At 69.2% G+C, this 14,782-nt stretch carries 19 protein-coding genes and 1 pseudogene; 2 read left to right on the forward strand and 18 right to left on the reverse strand.

Going from position 1 to position 14,782, the window contains the following annotated elements:
• Window positions 1-69: 69 nt before the first annotated feature.
• From LDL49_RS17000 to LDL49_RS17010, 3 genes are read right to left on the reverse strand one after another with little or no spacing between them, the layout of a single operon-like run.
• Window positions 70-2,622, reverse strand: a complete 2,553-nt coding sequence (locus LDL49_RS17000; RefSeq protein WP_225292034.1) for an ABC transporter permease — start codon at window positions 2,620-2,622, stop codon at window positions 70-72.
• On the reverse strand, window positions 2,619-3,299 hold the full coding sequence (locus tag LDL49_RS17005) for an ABC transporter ATP-binding protein (protein ID WP_225292035.1): 681 nt from the start codon (window positions 3,297-3,299) through the stop codon (window positions 2,619-2,621). The genes LDL49_RS17000 and LDL49_RS17005 overlap by 4 nt, the downstream gene beginning before the upstream one ends.
• Window positions 3,296-3,808, reverse strand: a complete 513-nt coding sequence (locus tag LDL49_RS17010) for a PadR family transcriptional regulator (RefSeq protein WP_225292036.1) — start codon at window positions 3,806-3,808, stop codon at window positions 3,296-3,298. Before LDL49_RS17010 ends, LDL49_RS17005 begins: the two co-directional genes overlap by 4 nt.
• 88 nt (window positions 3,809-3,896) lie before the next feature.
• On the opposite strand from LDL49_RS17010, the gene LDL49_RS17015 reads away from it, so the two are divergent.
• Both LDL49_RS17015 and dacB read left to right on the forward strand, forming a co-directional pair.
• Complete coding sequence (locus LDL49_RS17015) at window positions 3,897-4,445, forward strand: FHA domain-containing protein (protein ID WP_225292037.1); 549 nt, start codon at window positions 3,897-3,899, stop codon at window positions 4,443-4,445.
• A gap of 123 nt (window positions 4,446-4,568) precedes the next feature.
• On the forward strand, window positions 4,569-6,113 hold the full coding sequence (gene dacB, locus LDL49_RS17020; protein ID WP_225292038.1) for a D-alanyl-D-alanine carboxypeptidase/D-alanyl-D-alanine endopeptidase: 1,545 nt from the start codon (window positions 4,569-4,571) through the stop codon (window positions 6,111-6,113).
• Window positions 6,114-6,326: 213 nt separating this feature from the next.
• Here dacB and LDL49_RS17025 read toward each other — a convergent pair whose 3' ends face one another.
• The 15 genes and pseudogenes from LDL49_RS17025 to LDL49_RS17095 form a co-directional block, all read right to left on the reverse strand.
• Complete coding sequence (locus LDL49_RS17025; RefSeq protein WP_308016131.1) at window positions 6,327-6,779, reverse strand: class I SAM-dependent methyltransferase; 453 nt, start codon at window positions 6,777-6,779, stop codon at window positions 6,327-6,329.
• Entirely contained in the window at window positions 6,776-7,426 is a 651-nt protein-coding gene (locus LDL49_RS17030; protein WP_308016132.1) for a VC0807 family protein, read from the reverse strand. The genes LDL49_RS17025 and LDL49_RS17030 overlap by 4 nt, the downstream gene beginning before the upstream one ends.
• Window positions 7,427-7,840: 414 nt before the next feature.
• A complete protein-coding gene (locus LDL49_RS17035) occupies window positions 7,841-7,996 on the reverse strand; it encodes a hypothetical protein (RefSeq protein ID WP_225292040.1) in 156 nt (51 codons plus the stop codon).
• Window positions 7,997-8,039: 43 nt separating this feature from the next.
• Entirely contained in the window at window positions 8,040-8,825 is a 786-nt protein-coding gene (locus tag LDL49_RS17040) for a SigB/SigF/SigG family RNA polymerase sigma factor (protein ID WP_225292041.1), read from the reverse strand.
• A 117-nt stretch (window positions 8,826-8,942) separates the two neighbouring features.
• Window positions 8,943-9,413, reverse strand: a complete 471-nt coding sequence (locus tag LDL49_RS17045; RefSeq protein ID WP_225292042.1) for a hypothetical protein — start codon at window positions 9,411-9,413, stop codon at window positions 8,943-8,945.
• A gap of 6 nt (window positions 9,414-9,419) precedes the next feature.
• Window positions 9,420-10,019, reverse strand: coding sequence for a hypothetical protein (locus tag LDL49_RS17050; RefSeq protein ID WP_225292043.1), 600 nt, complete (start codon window positions 10,017-10,019; stop codon window positions 9,420-9,422).
• Window positions 10,007-10,399 (reverse strand): hypothetical protein, encoded by a 393-nt coding sequence (locus LDL49_RS17055; protein WP_225292044.1) that lies wholly within the window; start codon window positions 10,397-10,399, stop codon window positions 10,007-10,009. The genes LDL49_RS17050 and LDL49_RS17055 overlap by 13 nt, the downstream gene beginning before the upstream one ends.
• Window positions 10,400-10,442: 43 nt before the next feature.
• Window positions 10,443-10,739 (reverse strand): GlsB/YeaQ/YmgE family stress response membrane protein, encoded by a 297-nt coding sequence (locus LDL49_RS17060; RefSeq protein ID WP_225292045.1) that lies wholly within the window; start codon window positions 10,737-10,739, stop codon window positions 10,443-10,445.
• A 227-nt stretch (window positions 10,740-10,966) separates the two neighbouring features.
• Window positions 10,967-11,938, reverse strand: coding sequence for a LysR family transcriptional regulator (locus tag LDL49_RS17065; RefSeq protein ID WP_225292046.1), 972 nt, complete (start codon window positions 11,936-11,938; stop codon window positions 10,967-10,969).
• Between the two features lie 86 nt (window positions 11,939-12,024).
• Window positions 12,025-12,222 (reverse strand): hypothetical protein, encoded by a 198-nt coding sequence (locus tag LDL49_RS17070; RefSeq protein WP_225292047.1) that lies wholly within the window; start codon window positions 12,220-12,222, stop codon window positions 12,025-12,027.
• A gap of 77 nt (window positions 12,223-12,299) precedes the next feature.
• On the reverse strand, window positions 12,300-12,656 hold the full coding sequence (locus LDL49_RS59165) for a TerC family protein (RefSeq protein WP_372470374.1): 357 nt from the start codon (window positions 12,654-12,656) through the stop codon (window positions 12,300-12,302).
• 130 nt (window positions 12,657-12,786) lie between these two features.
• Window positions 12,787-12,993, reverse strand: a pseudogene (locus LDL49_RS59170) (TerC family protein); the annotation flags it as partial.
• Window positions 12,994-13,005: 12 nt separating this feature from the next.
• Window positions 13,006-13,206, reverse strand: a complete 201-nt coding sequence (locus tag LDL49_RS17085) for a hypothetical protein (RefSeq protein WP_225292048.1) — start codon at window positions 13,204-13,206, stop codon at window positions 13,006-13,008.
• Window positions 13,207-13,209: 3 nt separating this feature from the next.
• Window positions 13,210-14,211: an acyl-CoA desaturase gene (locus LDL49_RS17090; protein WP_225292049.1), complete on the reverse strand. Its 1,002-nt coding sequence runs from the start codon at window positions 14,209-14,211 to the stop codon at window positions 13,210-13,212.
• A 19-nt stretch (window positions 14,212-14,230) separates the two neighbouring features.
• Entirely contained in the window at window positions 14,231-14,542 is a 312-nt protein-coding gene (locus LDL49_RS17095) for a UBP-type zinc finger domain-containing protein (RefSeq protein WP_225292050.1), read from the reverse strand.
• Window positions 14,543-14,782 lie beyond the last annotated feature (240 nt).

The raw sequence follows: 14,782 nt of genomic DNA on the forward strand, positions 1-14,782 counted from the left end.
CCGGGTCACGGACGCGCATGACCGCGGCCCGCATCGAGCGGACCGCGGTCACGAGCACGCGGGTACGTCTTACGCCAAGCGACGGGTCAACTCCAGCCGCGTCCTGGCGAACGCCCAGGCCACCAGCGCCGCCAGCAGCGGCAGACCCACCGCGACCGCGGCGAGGAACAGCCAGGGAATGGAGATCGTCGTGGGCCCGGGATTGAACCAGTCCGCCCCCTGGACCCCGTTGTGGCGGCTCATCGGCCACGACAGCGCGATTCCGCCCACCGTCCCAGCCCCAATGCCGACCAGCGCGCCCAGCCCGGCGATGTAACCCGCCTGACCGGCCACCACCAGCCGCCGGACGCGCGGCGGCGCACCGACTGCCGACATGGTGTTCAGGTCGTGGCGCATGTCGGCCGCGGCGAGCCCGGTGGCCGCGAACGAGCCGCCGAGCACCAGCACCATGGCGGCGCCCAGCAGGATCCAGAACATCTGCGTGAACGCGCCTTCCCTGGGGCTCTCGACGTAGAGGTCGACCCGGTTGTCGACCACCGAGAGGGACTGCCTCAGGCGATCCTGATCCGCCGGCTGGTACATGGCGTACAGCCGCCGCTCCTTCACCTGCAGTCCGACGGACCGCAGCACGGCCGGTGGAACGACCCCGCCGCTGACCCGCGGATCGGCGGCGCTCGCCAGCACGGCGGGAACCTGCTTGCGGCTGATCTCGCCCTTCCTCCCGTAGGACATCAGGGTGGCCAAGCCGTCCTTGATCAGCGCCGGATCGAACACCACGATCTTGCCCGCGGCCAGGGCCGCGGCGGCCTGCGGATCCTGACGTCCCTGGATGAACGCGAGCAACCGCGCGTCGCCGACCGGAAGGTCACCTCCATAATAGGAGTTTTCGCACTGCCCATCGCAGTCGCGGTCGAGGTCGATCCACGCCTGACGGCCCTGGGAGTTCACCGGACTCGAAGCTGGAAGCAGCTGGGTCTTCGGCAGCTCGCGCTCGGCCGCCACCCGCAGCCTGGCCCAGCCGCTGTCGTCCAGCTCATTGGCTTCGATCTTGATGCTGCCCGTCGGGGCGTAGGGATGGTAGGCGGCGTCATAGGCCGCATCGGAGCTGGCGAGCCCGGTGCCGAACGCGACCGCCGCCGTGGTGGCCGCCATGACGGCGGCCGTCGCGGAGGCCGTACGGGACCGGTGGCGCGAGGCGTCGCGGACCGACAGGCGCAGCGGGAGCGGCAGCCGGGCGGCGAACCGGCCCGTCCGGCGCACCAGCCACGGCATCAACGCGACCAGCCCCAGCACGACCAGCCCCAAGGCCGCGACGAGCGGCAACTCGTTGCCGCGCGAGCCCAGCCTGACCAGGCTCAGCCAGACCAGGACCAGCCCGGCCACCACCAGCAGAAGACCGAGCACCGGACGGCCCGCGCGGTCACGGAGCTCGCCTTCACGGCCCGCCAGCACCTGGGCAGGACTCTGCCGCGCGGCCTGCACGGCGGGCACCAGGGCGGCGATCAGCCCGCTGACCACGCCGAGCACGGCAACTCCCGCGACATTCGCCCACGGCACCTCGAACGGGCCGAGCGACCCGAACAGCTGCTCGGCCAACGTCACCACCGCAAAAGCGCCGCCGATGCCGAGGACCGTCCCGGTCAGCGCCGCCGCGCCGCCGAGGACCACCCCGTCGGCGAGCACGATGGCCCGCAGGTGCGTGCCCGAGCCGCCCTGTGCCGCGATCACGGCCAGTTCCCGCCGGCGGCGCCGCAGTCCCACGGCGAACGCGGGCCCGGCCAGCAGCACCGTCTCCATGACGATGAAGACGACGGCGAGCGTGATCCCGAGCAGCTGGTTCTTGTCCGGGGCACGTTGGGGGATGTCGGCGGGCGGATCCTCAATGACGGCTCTGGACTGGACATAGAGCCCGTCGGTGTTCAGCGCCCGTACCCGCGACCAGTCGAACGGCGCGGCGGTATCGGCGAGCCAGCCGGTGCCGTTGCCGGGGTTCTTGTCCGCCAGAAGCGCACCTTGGAGTCCGACGAACTCCGGTACACCCGGCCGGTTCGGAAACTCGATCACGCCGACCACGCGAACTCGCTTGTTCGTCCGGATCACATCGACTTTGTCGCCGACCTTGACTCCTTGCTCCAAGACCGCAGCTGTCACCACCGCCTCGCCGGGAGCGGCCGGGAGCCTACCCTCCGTCAGGCGTCGCATCCCCCGCGTCATCGGGTCCCGCAGGTCCACCTCACTGGCATCCGCCGTCTCGTAGCCGTCCTTGCCCGCGAACAGCACGGTGCCCTTGTCGGACGGGATGAGCCGACCGTCGACCAGCGCGGCCACCCTTGCGGTCGTCCACCGCGGGGCATTGGACGACTGTTGCTTGCCAGACCAGCCCCTGCCCGAGACTTCCTGCTTGATCCAGCTCTGGCCCGTCGTGGAGATCCGCGCGTCCGCGATGCCCAGATCGGCGGTCAGCCCCTCCCGCTCGTTCACGTCGAGGGTGGCGTACCCCGTGAGCACGCCGGTGATGAGCAGCACCGGCAGGCCGATCATCACCATGATCAGCGCCGTGCGTCCCTTGAACCGCAGCGCGTCCCTGCGGGAGATCCGCAGCGCGGCGGCGAAGGCGCTCATCGGGCGCTCTCCAGAGGTACGGCTGTCGAGTCGGCGATCTCCCCGTCGCGCAGGAACACCACGCGGTCGGCCCACCCGGCGTAGCGGGGCTCGTGGGTGACCAGCAGCACCGCCGCGCCCTCGTCGCAGCGCTCGCGCAGCAGTCGCAAAATCTCGTCGCCGCTCGCCGTGTCGAGCGCCCCCGTGGGCTCGTCGGCCAGCACCAAGCGCCGCTCGCCGACCAGCGCCCTGGCGATCGCCACACGCTGCCGCTGCCCGCCGGACAGCTCACCGGGGAAGCGGTCGGCGACGTGGTCCACCCCCACCGAGGCCAGTGCGGCCAGCGCCTCCTCGCGGGCCTGCCGGGAGCGGACGCCGTCGAGCTCCCTCGGCAGCATCACGTTCTCGGCGGCCGTGAGTGACGGGATCAGGTTCAGGTCCTGGAAGACGTACCCGACGCTGCCGCGCCGCAGCGCCGCCAGGTCCGTCACGCCGGCCAGGTCCGTGCCCTCGATCGTCACGCTGCCCGAGGTCGGCCGGTCGAGGCCGCCCGCTAAGTTGAGCAGGGTCGACTTGCCGGAGCCCGACGGGCCCATGACGGCGACCAGCTCGCCGCTGGAGACCTCGAGGCTCACCCCTCTGAGCGCGTGCACCTGGCCGTGCGCGCGCGTCACCTCGTCCAGTCTCAGCACACTCATGTGTTCTTCTCCTTGAGTACGGCCTCGCAGTGGTCCAGCCAGCGCTGTTCCGCCTCGGCCTGAAAGATCAATGAATCGAGGACGAGCCGCTGCGCGAGCCCATCCGTGTTCGCCCGTTTCGCCTTGGTCAGCTCCAGCAGCGCGCGCATGGTGGCGGTGCGCTGGGCCAGGATCACCGCTGACACGTCGACGTCCCCGGCGGCGACGGCCATGGCGAGCTTGATGACCAGTTCGTCCCGAGGCCGGTCGGTCTGGTCGACGGGGGTGCTGAACCATCGCTCCAGTTCGGCCCGACCGGCCTCGGTGACCGTGTAGACGGCCCTCCCCTGTTCGTCGGCCCCTCCGGGCTCGACGAGGCCGTCACGTTCCATCCGGGCGAGCGTCGTGTAGACCTGGCCGATGTTGAGCGGCCAGGTCGCCCCCGTAGACGCCTCGAACTCCACCCGGAGCTGGTAGCCGTAACGCGGCCCCCTGCTCAGTAACGCGAGCAGTCCGTGTCTGATCGACATGGATACTGAGTATGCATACTGAGTATGCTCAACGCAACTGATTCGCATATTCTGGACAGGGAACGCCGTTCAGGCCGATACTCAGGGCATGAGCTCGACGCATCCACCGTTCCGCGCGTCCGACGGGGAACGCGATCGCGCGATCGACGAGCTCCGCGACCGCGCCGTCGAAGGGCGGATCTCCCACGACACCTTCGTCGGCCGGGTGGATCAGGCCCTGCGGGCGCGCAACCGCCACGAGCTCGACGAGCTGGTCGCCGATCTGCCCCGCCGCCGGACGTTCCGCCAGCGGGTGACCGACGCGGTGTCGAACGTCTCCGACTTCACCACCCGCCTCCAGGCGGCCTGGCGCCGGCCGCGCCTGCCCAGGCTGGCCCTGCCCGACGACCACCGCGTGCGCTATGTGGTCGGTCGCGGGTCGGCCTGCGACCTGGTGCTGTCCGACCTGACGGTCTCGCGGGTGCACGCCGAGCTGCGGCGCGAGGACGACGGCGGATGGATGCTGGTCGACCTGGGTTCGCTCAACGGCACGCGGCTGAACGGCTGGCGACTGGTCGGACCCGCCAAGATCAAGTCGGGCGACGAGGTCTCGTTCGGCGACTGCGGCTTCATGGTGAACGCCGGCCAGCTCTCCTAGGCGCTTTCCTGGGTACGGGCCCGCCGTACGACTGACCCCAAAGATACGGATATTTGCGGATTACAGGCTGCGTGCGCTGCCGCATGATCCCAGGCGAGACCCCCAGTCCTCATTGGAGACCCCATGCGGCGCACCTCAGCATCCCTCGTCGCGGGCGCGCTCGTCGCGGCCCTCGCGTGGGCGTCCAGCCCCTCCTCCCCCGCCGTCGCGCTCGACCCCTCGGCGGGCGTCGCGGACCTGAACCAGGACATCAATCAGATTCTCGCCGACTCGCGGCTCACGGTCGGGCGGGCCGGCGTGGTCGTCAAGAGCGTGGCCAACGGCGACGAGCTGTACGCCACGGACGCCGGCAAGCTGATGATCCCGGCCTCCAACACCAAGCTGTTCACCTCCGCCGCCGCCGTCGATACGCTCGGCCTGGACTACCGCTTCCCCACGACCGTGCTGAGCGGCGGGCGCAAGATCGGCTCCGTGCTGACCGGCGACCTGGTCCTGCGCGGCACCGGCGACCCGACGATGCTGGCCGAGGACTACGACGCGCTGGCCGCCAAGGTCGCCGCCTCGGGCGTCAAGCTGGTCGCGGGCAAGCTGGTCGCCGACGACACGTGGTTCGACTCCGTACGGCTCGGCAACGACTGGACCTGGGACGACGAGACGGCCTACTACGCGGCGCAGATCTCCGCGCTGACCGCCTCCCCGGACCGGGACTACGACGCCGGTTCGGTGATCGTCTCCGTGGCGGCCGCCGGCAACGAGGTCAAGGTGTCGACGACGCCCGAGACCGACTACCTGAAGATCGTCAACAAGGCCACCGTGGGCACCACGACCGACGTGCTCATCGAGCGGCAGCACTCCACGAACACCGTGGTCATCACCGGCACCGTGGCCGACCCGTACCAGGAGTGGGTGGCCGTGGACGACCCCACCCGCTATGTGGCCTCGCTGTTCCGCAAGTCCCTGGCCAAGCACGGCGTCCGCGTGGCGGGTCCGACCGTCACCGGCGCGGCCCCGTCCGGCGCGACCACGCTGGCCGAGCACCAGTCGATGCCGCTGAGCGAGCTGCTGGTGCCCTTCCTCAAGCTCAGCAACAACATCCACGCCGAGATCCTGACCAAGGCGATGGGCCGCAAGGTCTCCGGCCAGGGCACCTGGGCGGCCGGGCTCAAGGTGAGCACCGACTTCGCCAAGGCCAACGGCGTGCAGGTGCTCAACATGCGGGACGGCTCTGGTCTCTCGCGCCGTGACGGCTTCGCGCCGGGCTCGATCGTCCAGCTGCTGAGCGCCGTACGCGCCAAGCTGTGGTTCAAGACCTGGTACGACGCGCTGCCCATCGCGGGCAACGCCGACCGGTTCACCGGCGGCACGCTGCGCAGCCGGATGCGCAACACCGCCGCCGCCAACAACGTGCACGCCAAGACCGGGTCGCTGACCGGCGTCACGTCGCTGTCGGGCTATGTGAACAGCGCGGAGGGCGAGCCGCTGGTGTTCTCCATCATGCTCAACCAGTTCCTGTCGGGCTCGCCGAAGGACATCGAGGACAAGATCGCCATCCGGCTCGCCCAGTTCTCGCGGACCGCGCCGGTGAACACCGTGTCGCAGCTCCGCGCGCCGGATGAGAGCGCGACCACCGACCTCGAGTGCTCCTGGCTCAAGCCCGCCGCGTGCTGACGCCTTCCGCTATGGCTGGAAGCTGACGCCTCCCGTCCTGCCCCGGCTCCCACCCATCCGCGCTCGACTTCCACCCCTGGCCGTGCGGCTTTTCGCCGCACGGCCCTATTTTTTTCGCACTAGACGCGCAGGTGGCTGTGACTGAGCGCTTCAGTTGGCGGGAATCGCCCTCTGAAACGCTCAGTCATCACAGCCGGTCGTGACGAGACGCCATCAGTTGGCTTCCAGCACGAAGAACAGGAAGCTCAGGAATCTCGTCCGGGTGGGCTCGATCTCGCGTAGCTCCTCGGGGAACAGTTCGCGGGCTTCCGGCACAAACGGCGGTTCGCTGATGACGCTGATGCGAAAGCCGGCCGCGGTGAAGGCTTCGGTCATCTCGTGCAGCGGGTCCCAGAAGCTCATCTGGGCGCTCTGCCCACCCATGGTCCATTCTTCGATCCGGTTACGGGTTCCGAAATAGCCGGGCTTTTCCCCGGCCATGGCGCTCATGAGGGTGAACACGAAAGGATGGTCGACCGAGACGAGAAGTCTGCCACCAAGCTTTAGCACGCGTCGCACCTCGGCCAGTGTCGGTCCCCAGTCTTCCAGATAGTGCAGCACCAGGGACGCAATGACATCGTCAAACGCGTCGTCGGGGAAGGGCAGTGGGCTGGCCAGATCGATCACCCGCAGATCCGCGTCGGTGCCCAGCCGCCGTCGGGCCTGCTCGGGCGGACGAGCAGGTAGGTGCCAAGCGTGGCGGACAGCAGCAGCCAGATGCTCAAGGTGGCGTTCGCCAGCAGGACCAGCGCCCACAACAGGGTGACCTGGACGAAGCAGCTGCGCATGCGCTCATGCGCCATGACGGCCCGGGGCAGCCGGACGTATTCGCCGACCAGTTTGCCGACCAGCGGGCGGCGCAGCCATACCGAGGCAAGGAACATCACGCTGAAGCAGATGGTGCCCAGCTCGGGTTGCAGGAAGTAGACGATGGCGCTGCCGCTCCAGGCCGCCAGCGAGACGCGGGCGGTGATCGTGACGGTGGCCAGGATCATGCTCGGGGAAAGGGGGCGGCCGCGCAGCCGCCGCCAGGCCAGGCTGCCGTAGGCCCAGGCGAGCACTGCGGCCAGTGCGCTGTTCAGGCCGAAGGCAGCCAGCGCGGTGTAGAACAGCGCGAGCGGGATGATGACCGCCTCTAGCAGGCGCGGTATGGCCTGTCTGGCCAGTGATTTCAGGCTGGGAAGGGCCACCGGCATCGCTCCCGGCCCCAGCTGGGCGGGACCGGCCACGGGCGGGGGCGAGCTGGTGCCGGTGCCGGCCTGGATGGTGGCCACGACGTCCCCCATAGACCCGAAGAGGCCTTGGCCGGGGTGTGCTGCGAGCAGCCGGGCGCCCAAGCATCCATCGCGGCTCACCGCCTCAGGCCGGCAGCCGGACACCTCTCAGTCAACGTCCGTCGCCGCCGTGCGGATACGGGTGAAGTCAGAAAGGCTCATCGTCGCCGCCGATCGCCAACACCCGCCCGGCGGCGCTTACGGGGATTGAGCGCCGGTCAGCGCGAGGGCGGCGCGGGCCATTGATGCCAGCCGCTTGACGGCCGTTCTCCCGTTCGGGCTGGCCTGCCCGTAGGCCACCTGGGCCAGTCGCCACAACGCCAGCCCGGCGAAACCGATGGCGACCAGCCATAAGGCGATGAATCCACCGGGGTAGGCGACGACGCGTGCATCGCTCCTGAGGCGTCGGCCGCCTCACCGCCGGCGCCCACGCCGATCTATTACCGCCAGCACGCCGATCAGCAGGTAGTTGACGCCGCATGCCGCGAACCCCGCCCGGGCCGGCCACTCCAGCCAGCGGCTTGTGGCCGCCTGGCGGCCCGCGGACTTGACGCCGCTCTTCACCGTCATCGCAGCCCTCCAGATGCAGCCAGCTGTTCGGCCAGTCGCTCGGTCAGTCGATCAGTTCCGTGCGTAGCCGGCCCAGGACGTTGCGCAGGATGCGGGAGACGTGCATCTGGGAGAGTCCGATCTCGGCGGCGATCTCGGCTTGGGTGTGGTTACCGTAGAAGCGCAGCAGCAGGATGTGCTTGTCACGCGTGGGCAGGGCGTCGATGAGTGGCTTGACGGACTGCATGCCGATGAGGGTGTCCAGTGCTTCGTCGGCGCAGGGCAGGACGTCGGCCAGGCTGGCGCGGTGGCCGCCGCCACGGCCGTCGTGGTTGTCGAAGGAGGCATCCAGCGACAGGGCGCTGTAGGCGGCCGAGGCGTCCATCGTCAGCAGGACGTCCTCCTGCGACAGGCCCATGTCGGCCGCCAGTTCGGCGATGGTCGGCGAGCGGCCCAGGGCCTGGCTGAGGTCGGCGGACAGCCGGTTCAGCTTCGAGCGGCGTTCCTGGTGGACGCGGGGAACCCGGATGGCCCACGCGCGGTCCCGGAAATGGCGTTTGACCTCGCCCGCCATGGTGACGGTCGCGTACCGGCGAAAGTCGTGGCCGAGGCCGGCGTCGAATCCGTTGATGGCCTTGATCATGCCGACGTAGGCGGCCTGCAGGAGGTCTTCCATGGGCTCGCCCCGGTTGCGGTAGCGGCGCGCGAGGGACTTGGCCATCCAGGCGTGCGTCTCCACCAGCCGCTCGCGCAGCCGGACCTTATGCGCTTCCGAGATCTGCGGCCGGACCATTTCGACCAGGAGCTCTTCGGCGGTCATCTGCTCCAGAGGAATGTCCAGGACGGCCATCTATTCCTTCCTTTGCTTCCAGTGCCGTGCCGGCGGCCGGCCGGTGGCCAAGGGCGCCAAGCCGGCGGACGTGCAGGACCGCCGGCCTCAGCGTTCCCCCGCCGGCATGGGAGGGGATTACCGGGTAGCTGGCTCTTCGGCGAATGGCAGCAGGCGGTGCATGACGTCGCGGTAGGAGCGCAAGGCCATCCTCAGCTGCTCGGTGTCGCTGTGGGCGGTGTTCTTCCAGAGGTACTGCAGCTCGCTGATGCGGCTTTCCAGCGCCTGGCAGAGCGAGGCCGCCACCTCGTCCAGCAGTGAGTCGGCGCGTTGCACCGCTTCTCGGGGGTCGTCGACGAAGGACGCCTGAAGGTCGTGCCACCGGGCGCGGACGTCGACCGGGTCGCTGCCGAGCAGAGACACCGCCGGTGTCGGCGACTCGGTTGCGGGTGGTAGCTGGACTGACTGGTCGAAGACGAGCTGGTCAGACGGGGTCGCCGGCTGGGCGTCGTTGTCGTGCGTATCGACGGGTCCGGGCCGGGGTGACGGCGCCTCGGCGAATTCGTCGAGGCGCTCATCAAGGCGTTCGTGGTCGTTACGGAGGTCCATGTCGGGTCACCTTTGCTGGGAGTCGTCGGTGAGTGCTGGTTCCTTGTCGCGGACTGGGGCCTGTTGAGGGTGGTGGTCGTCGCCGTCGTCGAGGAGTTCCTCGAACAGGACGCGGTAGTGCACCATGGCCTGCCGAAGGTCCTCGGCGCAGGCCTCGTCCGGGACGGCGCGTCTGCTGATCTCGTGGGCTTGGCGGTAGTGGTGCAGGGTACGGCCGTGCACCACCGACAGGTCCACCAGCTGCTGCTCGAAGTCTTCGGTGGGATATCCGCGCTCGGCCATGACGGCCGATACCAGCTCGTCGGCCTCGGTGACAGCGGGACCCGGCGCGTCGACGAACCGCTCCTGGAGCTTGGCCCACTGCTGGGCGTAGGCCTGCCGAGAGGCGGGCGTGAGCGGCGTGATGTCCAGGGTGGCGAAGCGTTTCTCCCGGGCGCGCAGCTCCTGCTCGGCCTCGCCGCGGCTGTCTTGTTCGTTGAGGGTGTGTTCGCATTCGGGGCCGAAGCGCCGGCGAAGGCCTTGCCGGCGCTGGCGCAGCAAGACGTAGCCGACGGCCAGCGCCAGGACCACCGCCACGGCGACGGCCAGCCAAATCATCGTGGACATGTCTGCCTCCTGCAGATGCCGATGTCTTCGCGCACGCCCTGCAAGGAGGGGCCGAAGACAGCGGGTTGACAAAGGTTGACGGCCTTCAGCGGCACGCCGATATATCGGTGTGCCGACTGATCCTGACTGTCAATCGGGGCTGTGGCGGCGGTACGGCCGTTGACGCGGTCGTCGATGACGTCCTGGCGGCTGCGAACCGTCGACTGGCTCCAGCGTGACCTGGTGCGCAGCAGCAGAGGCAGCAGTAACCCGACGCCGCCGCCGAGCATCAGGACGACACCGACAATGCGCAGGTCGACGCCGCCCACCGAACCGTCCGCCAGGGCGAAGGTGAGGATGGCGCCGAAGACGATGACCGCGATGGCTCCGGCGACGGGCATCACCCATCACCCCCGCCGCGGCAGGAACGTGAGCTGGGCGGGATCATCGGCGGCCGGCCCAGCGGCCGGTTCGGCGACCAGTGCGGCGGCCGGTGATCAGGTTGTAGGCGAGCAGCAGGACTGCCGCGCCGACGATGGCGCAGATCCAGGTGGACAGGTTGAAGAAGCCCTGGATGCCGGCGACGTGGAACACCTGGGTGGCCACGAAGCCGCCCAGCAGCGCCCCGGCGATGCCGAGCATGAGAGTGATGATCAAACCTTGCTGGTCTTTGCCGGGGACCAGCATTCTGGCCACCAGCCCGGCGACCAGTCCGAGGATGATCCAAGCGATGATGCCCATGGCCGAACTCCCTTTGGCGGTGCATCGATGTCTGCGCGGGATCGGTCTTCCGGACCGGTCGAAGCAGGGGATCGGCCGCTGCATGAGTGCCGGCGCCGACGGTCGAACTCGTTCGCCTTGAGCCAACACCCACGCGTGCCGTACGGGAACAGGCGATCCGGGAAGGGCCCATCTCCAGAACCGATCACCCCGGCTTCGAGGGGCGTACAGCGTTCAGTGTCGGTGCGTCAGACAGGCTCGTCGCTGTGGCTGGCGGCTGTCGGGGCGTCTTCGCTGGGTGCTGGTTCGGTGGGCGGGGCGGCGGGTTCCAGCCAGCCGCGCCGTTGGGCGAGGTGTCGGGCGCTGTTGAGGACGGTGGCGATGCGGGGCGAGGGGTTGGCGTCGTGCCATAGCAGTGACCAGGGGTAGTGCGTGGTGGGTTCGGTCAGGGGCCGCCAGGTGGTGCCGGGCCGGTTGGAGGTGCGGAAGGAGGAGGGGATGCAGTGTACGCAGCGGTGCTGCAGGACGAGGTCGGCGGCGGCGCGGGTGCTCTCGACGGTTCCCTCGTAGACGGTGGGCGCGAACCCGGCCGAGCGGCACAGCGCGATGACGAACTGGTTGAGCTCCGGGGTCTGGGATTCCTCGCCGAGCAGCAGGACTTCGTCGGCAAGGGCGGCGACGGGGACGCCGTCCATGTCGGCGAAGCGGTGGTCGTCGGGCACCAGGACGCCGAGCGGATCGAGCCTGATCAGCTTGGACGTCACCTCGGCCGGGGTCTGGGAGGCGTGTCCGATGGCGATGTCCAGGCGGCCGTCGGCCAGTTGCCGGTACTGCTCGGGGGTGCCCGCTTCGACCTGGTGGATGGTGAGGTCGGGATGGTTGCGCTGGAGTTCGCGCAGGATCTGCGGCATGGTGTCGTAGCCGGCGTCGATGATGCCGACGCGCAGCGTGGGCGCTGAGGCGACGGCGTTGCGTGCGGCCTGCCCGGCCCGGCCCACGTGGTCGAGGATCTGGCGCGCCTCGATGAGGAAAGCGGCGCCCGCCGGGGTCAGAGCGACGTGGTGGGTGCTGCGATCCAGTAGCCGCACTCCCAGCTCGCGCTCCAGCCGCTGCACCTGCTGGCTCAGCGCGGACTGCACGATGTGCTCCCGGGCCGCCGCCCGGCCGAAATGCAGCTCCTCGGCCAGCGTCACGAAATAACGCAACTGGCGCAGTTCCATGCCCACCACCCCTTCCCGACCGGGCGGCGCCGATATGGATCGTCTTCCTGCACTGTAGACCCTCGCGAGCTTCGACAGCCCTGGCGCTACTTGCTGGGCTGGGGAGTCTGGCAGGCGATCTTCGGGTTCATACCAAGATAGTTGAGCGGCCCTGCCAGGATCGTCACCGCGATGGTGGCCACCTGATTGCAGTTCTCCACCGGTCCTGTGTAGTAGCTGCGCTGGCCTGCGGCGACGGCGCCGGCGATCAGCCACAGGATCAGCACTGCTGATGCGATGCGCATCGGTCCTACCTCCATCTTTGTTCTTGCGCGGGGGTGGCGGAGACGATGGAGTTGTCGGGCGGAGTCATCGGGCGGAGTCATTGTGGAATTCGTCGGCGGTCCGGGTGGGATCCTGGCTCGGGACCTGGACCCGCCGTCTGCGGCACGTTCGGGAAGCTGTCGTGGGCGGCTTGGGCGATGATTTTGACCCCGATGAAGGCCGGAATGAGCGCCAGCCCGTGGGAGAGGTAGACCAGCCGGTCGAGCAGGCCGCCGAGCAGGAAGTACAGTTGGCGCAGCCCTATCAGGGCGAAGGCGTTGGCGGTGAACACCAGGTAGGGCTCCTGGGTCAGGCCGAAGATGGCCGGAATGGAGTCCAGGGCGAACATCACATCGCACAGCGCAATGGCCACGATGACCATCGCCATCGGGGTGAGCAGCCGGCGCCCCGCCACCCGGATCGTCCATGCGCCGCCGTGGTAGTCGGGGTGGTGGGCAGAAGCCGCGCGGCCAGGCGCAGGACCGGATTTCGGGCGATGTCGGGCTGAACGCCACGATGGCGGATGAGCTGCACCGCAGTGAAGATCAGGAAAGCGCGAACACGTAGAAGGTGGCGGAGAAGCGGTCGATGGCAGCGGCTCCGGCCAGGATGAACAACCCGCGCAAGACGAGCGCGGCGGCGATGCCGATGAGCAGCACCCGGGCCTGCTGTGCGGCCGGCACGGCGAAGGCCGCCATGACGACCCCGAAGACGAACAGGTTGTCGACTGACAGGCTGTATTCGGTGAGGTAGCCGGCGAAGAACTACACCGCCGTATCCACACCGGCGACCAGTCCCAGTCCGATGCCGAAGGCGATGGCCAGGGTGAGAGAGACGCTCACCCATACGCCGGCCTGCAAGGGGCTAGGGCGACGGCCGCGCCCGGCCACCAGGTCGACGACGATCACCACAGCTGCCGCCGCACCGGTGAGCAGCCATCCCAACGGTGACACCGCAAGAGACATCGGTCAGTCTCCGGCCGGGGCGCGGGCCTGCTGGGGGTGGTCGGCTCGGCGGCGCTGGATGCGCTCGTAGTCGGGCCAGTGCACGTCGCTCGCCCAGCCCAGCCGCTCGAACAGCCGGATCAGCCCGGTGGACGGGTCGAGCTGGCCGCGTTTCAGGCCGTGACGGGCGCAGTTGGGCTGGCTGTGGTGGCCGTTGTGCCAGCTTTCGCCGAAGGACAGCAGGGCCAACGGCCACAGGTTGGTGGAGCGGTCGTGGCGGCGGGTCTTGAAGGGCCTGCTGCCGATCATGTGGCACAGGGAGTTGACGCTCCAGGTGACGTGCTGGAGCAGCGCGACGCGGATCAACCCGGCCCACAGGAATGCGGTCAGGGCGCCGTACAGGGTGCCGGTGATCGCCCAGCCGGCCAGGAACGGCAACGCCAGCGACAGCGCGCACAGCGCGGGGAAAGCGCGGGCCACCCGGACCATGGCCGGGTCGGCCAGCAGGTCCGGGGCGTAGCGTTCGGCCGGGGTCTGGTCGTCGGCGAACAGCCAGCCCAGGTGTGCGTGGGCAAGCCCCCGAAGCTGCCCGCGCAGGCCGGTGCCGTACCGGTAAGGAGAGTGCGGATCGCCCGGCCGGTCGGTGAAGGCGTGATGGCGGCGATGGACGGCGACCCAGTCGATGACGTTGCCCTGAAAACCCAGCGACCCGGCGATGGCCAGCGCCACGCGTAACCATGGCCGCGCGGCGAAGGAGCCATGGGTGAGCAGCCGGTGGAACCCGACCGTCACCCCCAGCCCGGTCACCCCATACAAACCCGCCGCCAGCAGCAGATCGGTGAACGCGACTCCCTGCCCCCATGCCAGGACGATCGCGACGCCGAGCGCGAAGAACGGCAGGATCACGATCGCCGCCGTCAGCCCCATCTGGGCCTGGCCGACCGGAGGGTGCTCCTCCGCCCCGGGAAATGGGGATGCGCCGTCATAGTCCAGCCGATCTTTCACCGGCCGTTCGAAAATGGTCATGATGTCGCTTCTGTCCCATCTATACGGTTCGCCGGTGCACGTAGCACCAGCGCCAGGTCGAGCCCGGGTCCAGGGCGGCGACCACCGGGTGGTCGGTTTCCTGGTAGTGGGCCTTGGCGTGGCCTCCGCGCGCATCGTCGCTGCAGGCCACCCACCCGCAGGTCAGGCACACCAGCAACCGCGTCCAGGTCCGGCCCGCGGCCAGACATTCCTTGCATTCGGGCAGCCCGGGCTCCGCGGCCGGGAGCAGATCGATGTGATCGCAACGCGGCGCCTGACCGTTCAGACCGGCGCGCGCGGTCGCGTTCGTTCCTTCTGCGTCCAGGGTCATCACGACCCCCTCACGGTGACAGCGACGCAAGCTGCGCCGGCTGATCAGTCCTCAGTCAAGGTGATCTGCGAGCCGGTGGAAACGTCCATTCCCAGCAAGTCTCATCACCTGCGGCGATAGCGAGCCTGTGGGCGCGTTGCCGACGCGCCGCATCTGACACGCATCCGGCTCGATCCCGCGTCTCGACGGACCGCCACAAAGCGATGGACCGGGATCCCGGCGCACTTCGCGGACTTCCTC

The organism is Nonomuraea aurantiaca (assembly GCF_020215705.1).
Classification (GTDB): domain Bacteria; phylum Actinomycetota; class Actinomycetes; order Streptosporangiales; family Streptosporangiaceae; genus Nonomuraea; species Nonomuraea aurantiaca.

Coding starts and splice junctions, on each gene's coding strand:
- LDL49_RS17000 (WP_225292034.1), bottom strand. CDS start 2,622: ATGAGCGCCTTCGCCGCCGCGCTGCGGATCTCCCGCAGGGACGCGCTG.
- LDL49_RS17005 (WP_225292035.1), bottom strand. CDS start 3,299: ATGAGTGTGCTGAGACTGGACGAGGTGACGCGCGCGCACGGCCAGGTG.
- LDL49_RS17010 (WP_225292036.1), bottom strand. CDS start 3,808: ATGTCGATCAGACACGGACTGCTCGCGTTACTGAGCAGGGGGCCGCGT.
- LDL49_RS17015 (WP_225292037.1), top strand. CDS start 3,897: ATGAGCTCGACGCATCCACCGTTCCGCGCGTCCGACGGGGAACGCGAT.
- dacB (WP_225292038.1), top strand. CDS start 4,569: ATGCGGCGCACCTCAGCATCCCTCGTCGCGGGCGCGCTCGTCGCGGCC.
- LDL49_RS17035 (WP_225292040.1), bottom strand. CDS start 7,996: ATGACGGTGAAGAGCGGCGTCAAGTCCGCGGGCCGCCAGGCGGCCACA.
- LDL49_RS17040 (WP_225292041.1), bottom strand. CDS start 8,825: ATGGCCGTCCTGGACATTCCTCTGGAGCAGATGACCGCCGAAGAGCTC.
- LDL49_RS17045 (WP_225292042.1), bottom strand. CDS start 9,413: ATGGACCTCCGTAACGACCACGAACGCCTTGATGAGCGCCTCGACGAA.
- LDL49_RS17050 (WP_225292043.1), bottom strand. CDS start 10,019: ATGTCCACGATGATTTGGCTGGCCGTCGCCGTGGCGGTGGTCCTGGCG.
- LDL49_RS17055 (WP_225292044.1), bottom strand. CDS start 10,399: ATGCCCGTCGCCGGAGCCATCGCGGTCATCGTCTTCGGCGCCATCCTC.
- LDL49_RS17060 (WP_225292045.1), bottom strand. CDS start 10,739: ATGGGCATCATCGCTTGGATCATCCTCGGACTGGTCGCCGGGCTGGTG.
- LDL49_RS17065 (WP_225292046.1), bottom strand. CDS start 11,938: ATGGAACTGCGCCAGTTGCGTTATTTCGTGACGCTGGCCGAGGAGCTG.
- LDL49_RS17070 (WP_225292047.1), bottom strand. CDS start 12,222: ATGCGCATCGCATCAGCAGTGCTGATCCTGTGGCTGATCGCCGGCGCC.
- LDL49_RS17085 (WP_225292048.1), bottom strand. CDS start 13,206: ATGTCTCTTGCGGTGTCACCGTTGGGATGGCTGCTCACCGGTGCGGCG.
- LDL49_RS17090 (WP_225292049.1), bottom strand. CDS start 14,211: ATGACCATTTTCGAACGGCCGGTGAAAGATCGGCTGGACTATGACGGC.
- LDL49_RS17095 (WP_225292050.1), bottom strand. CDS start 14,542: ATGACCCTGGACGCAGAAGGAACGAACGCGACCGCGCGCGCCGGTCTG.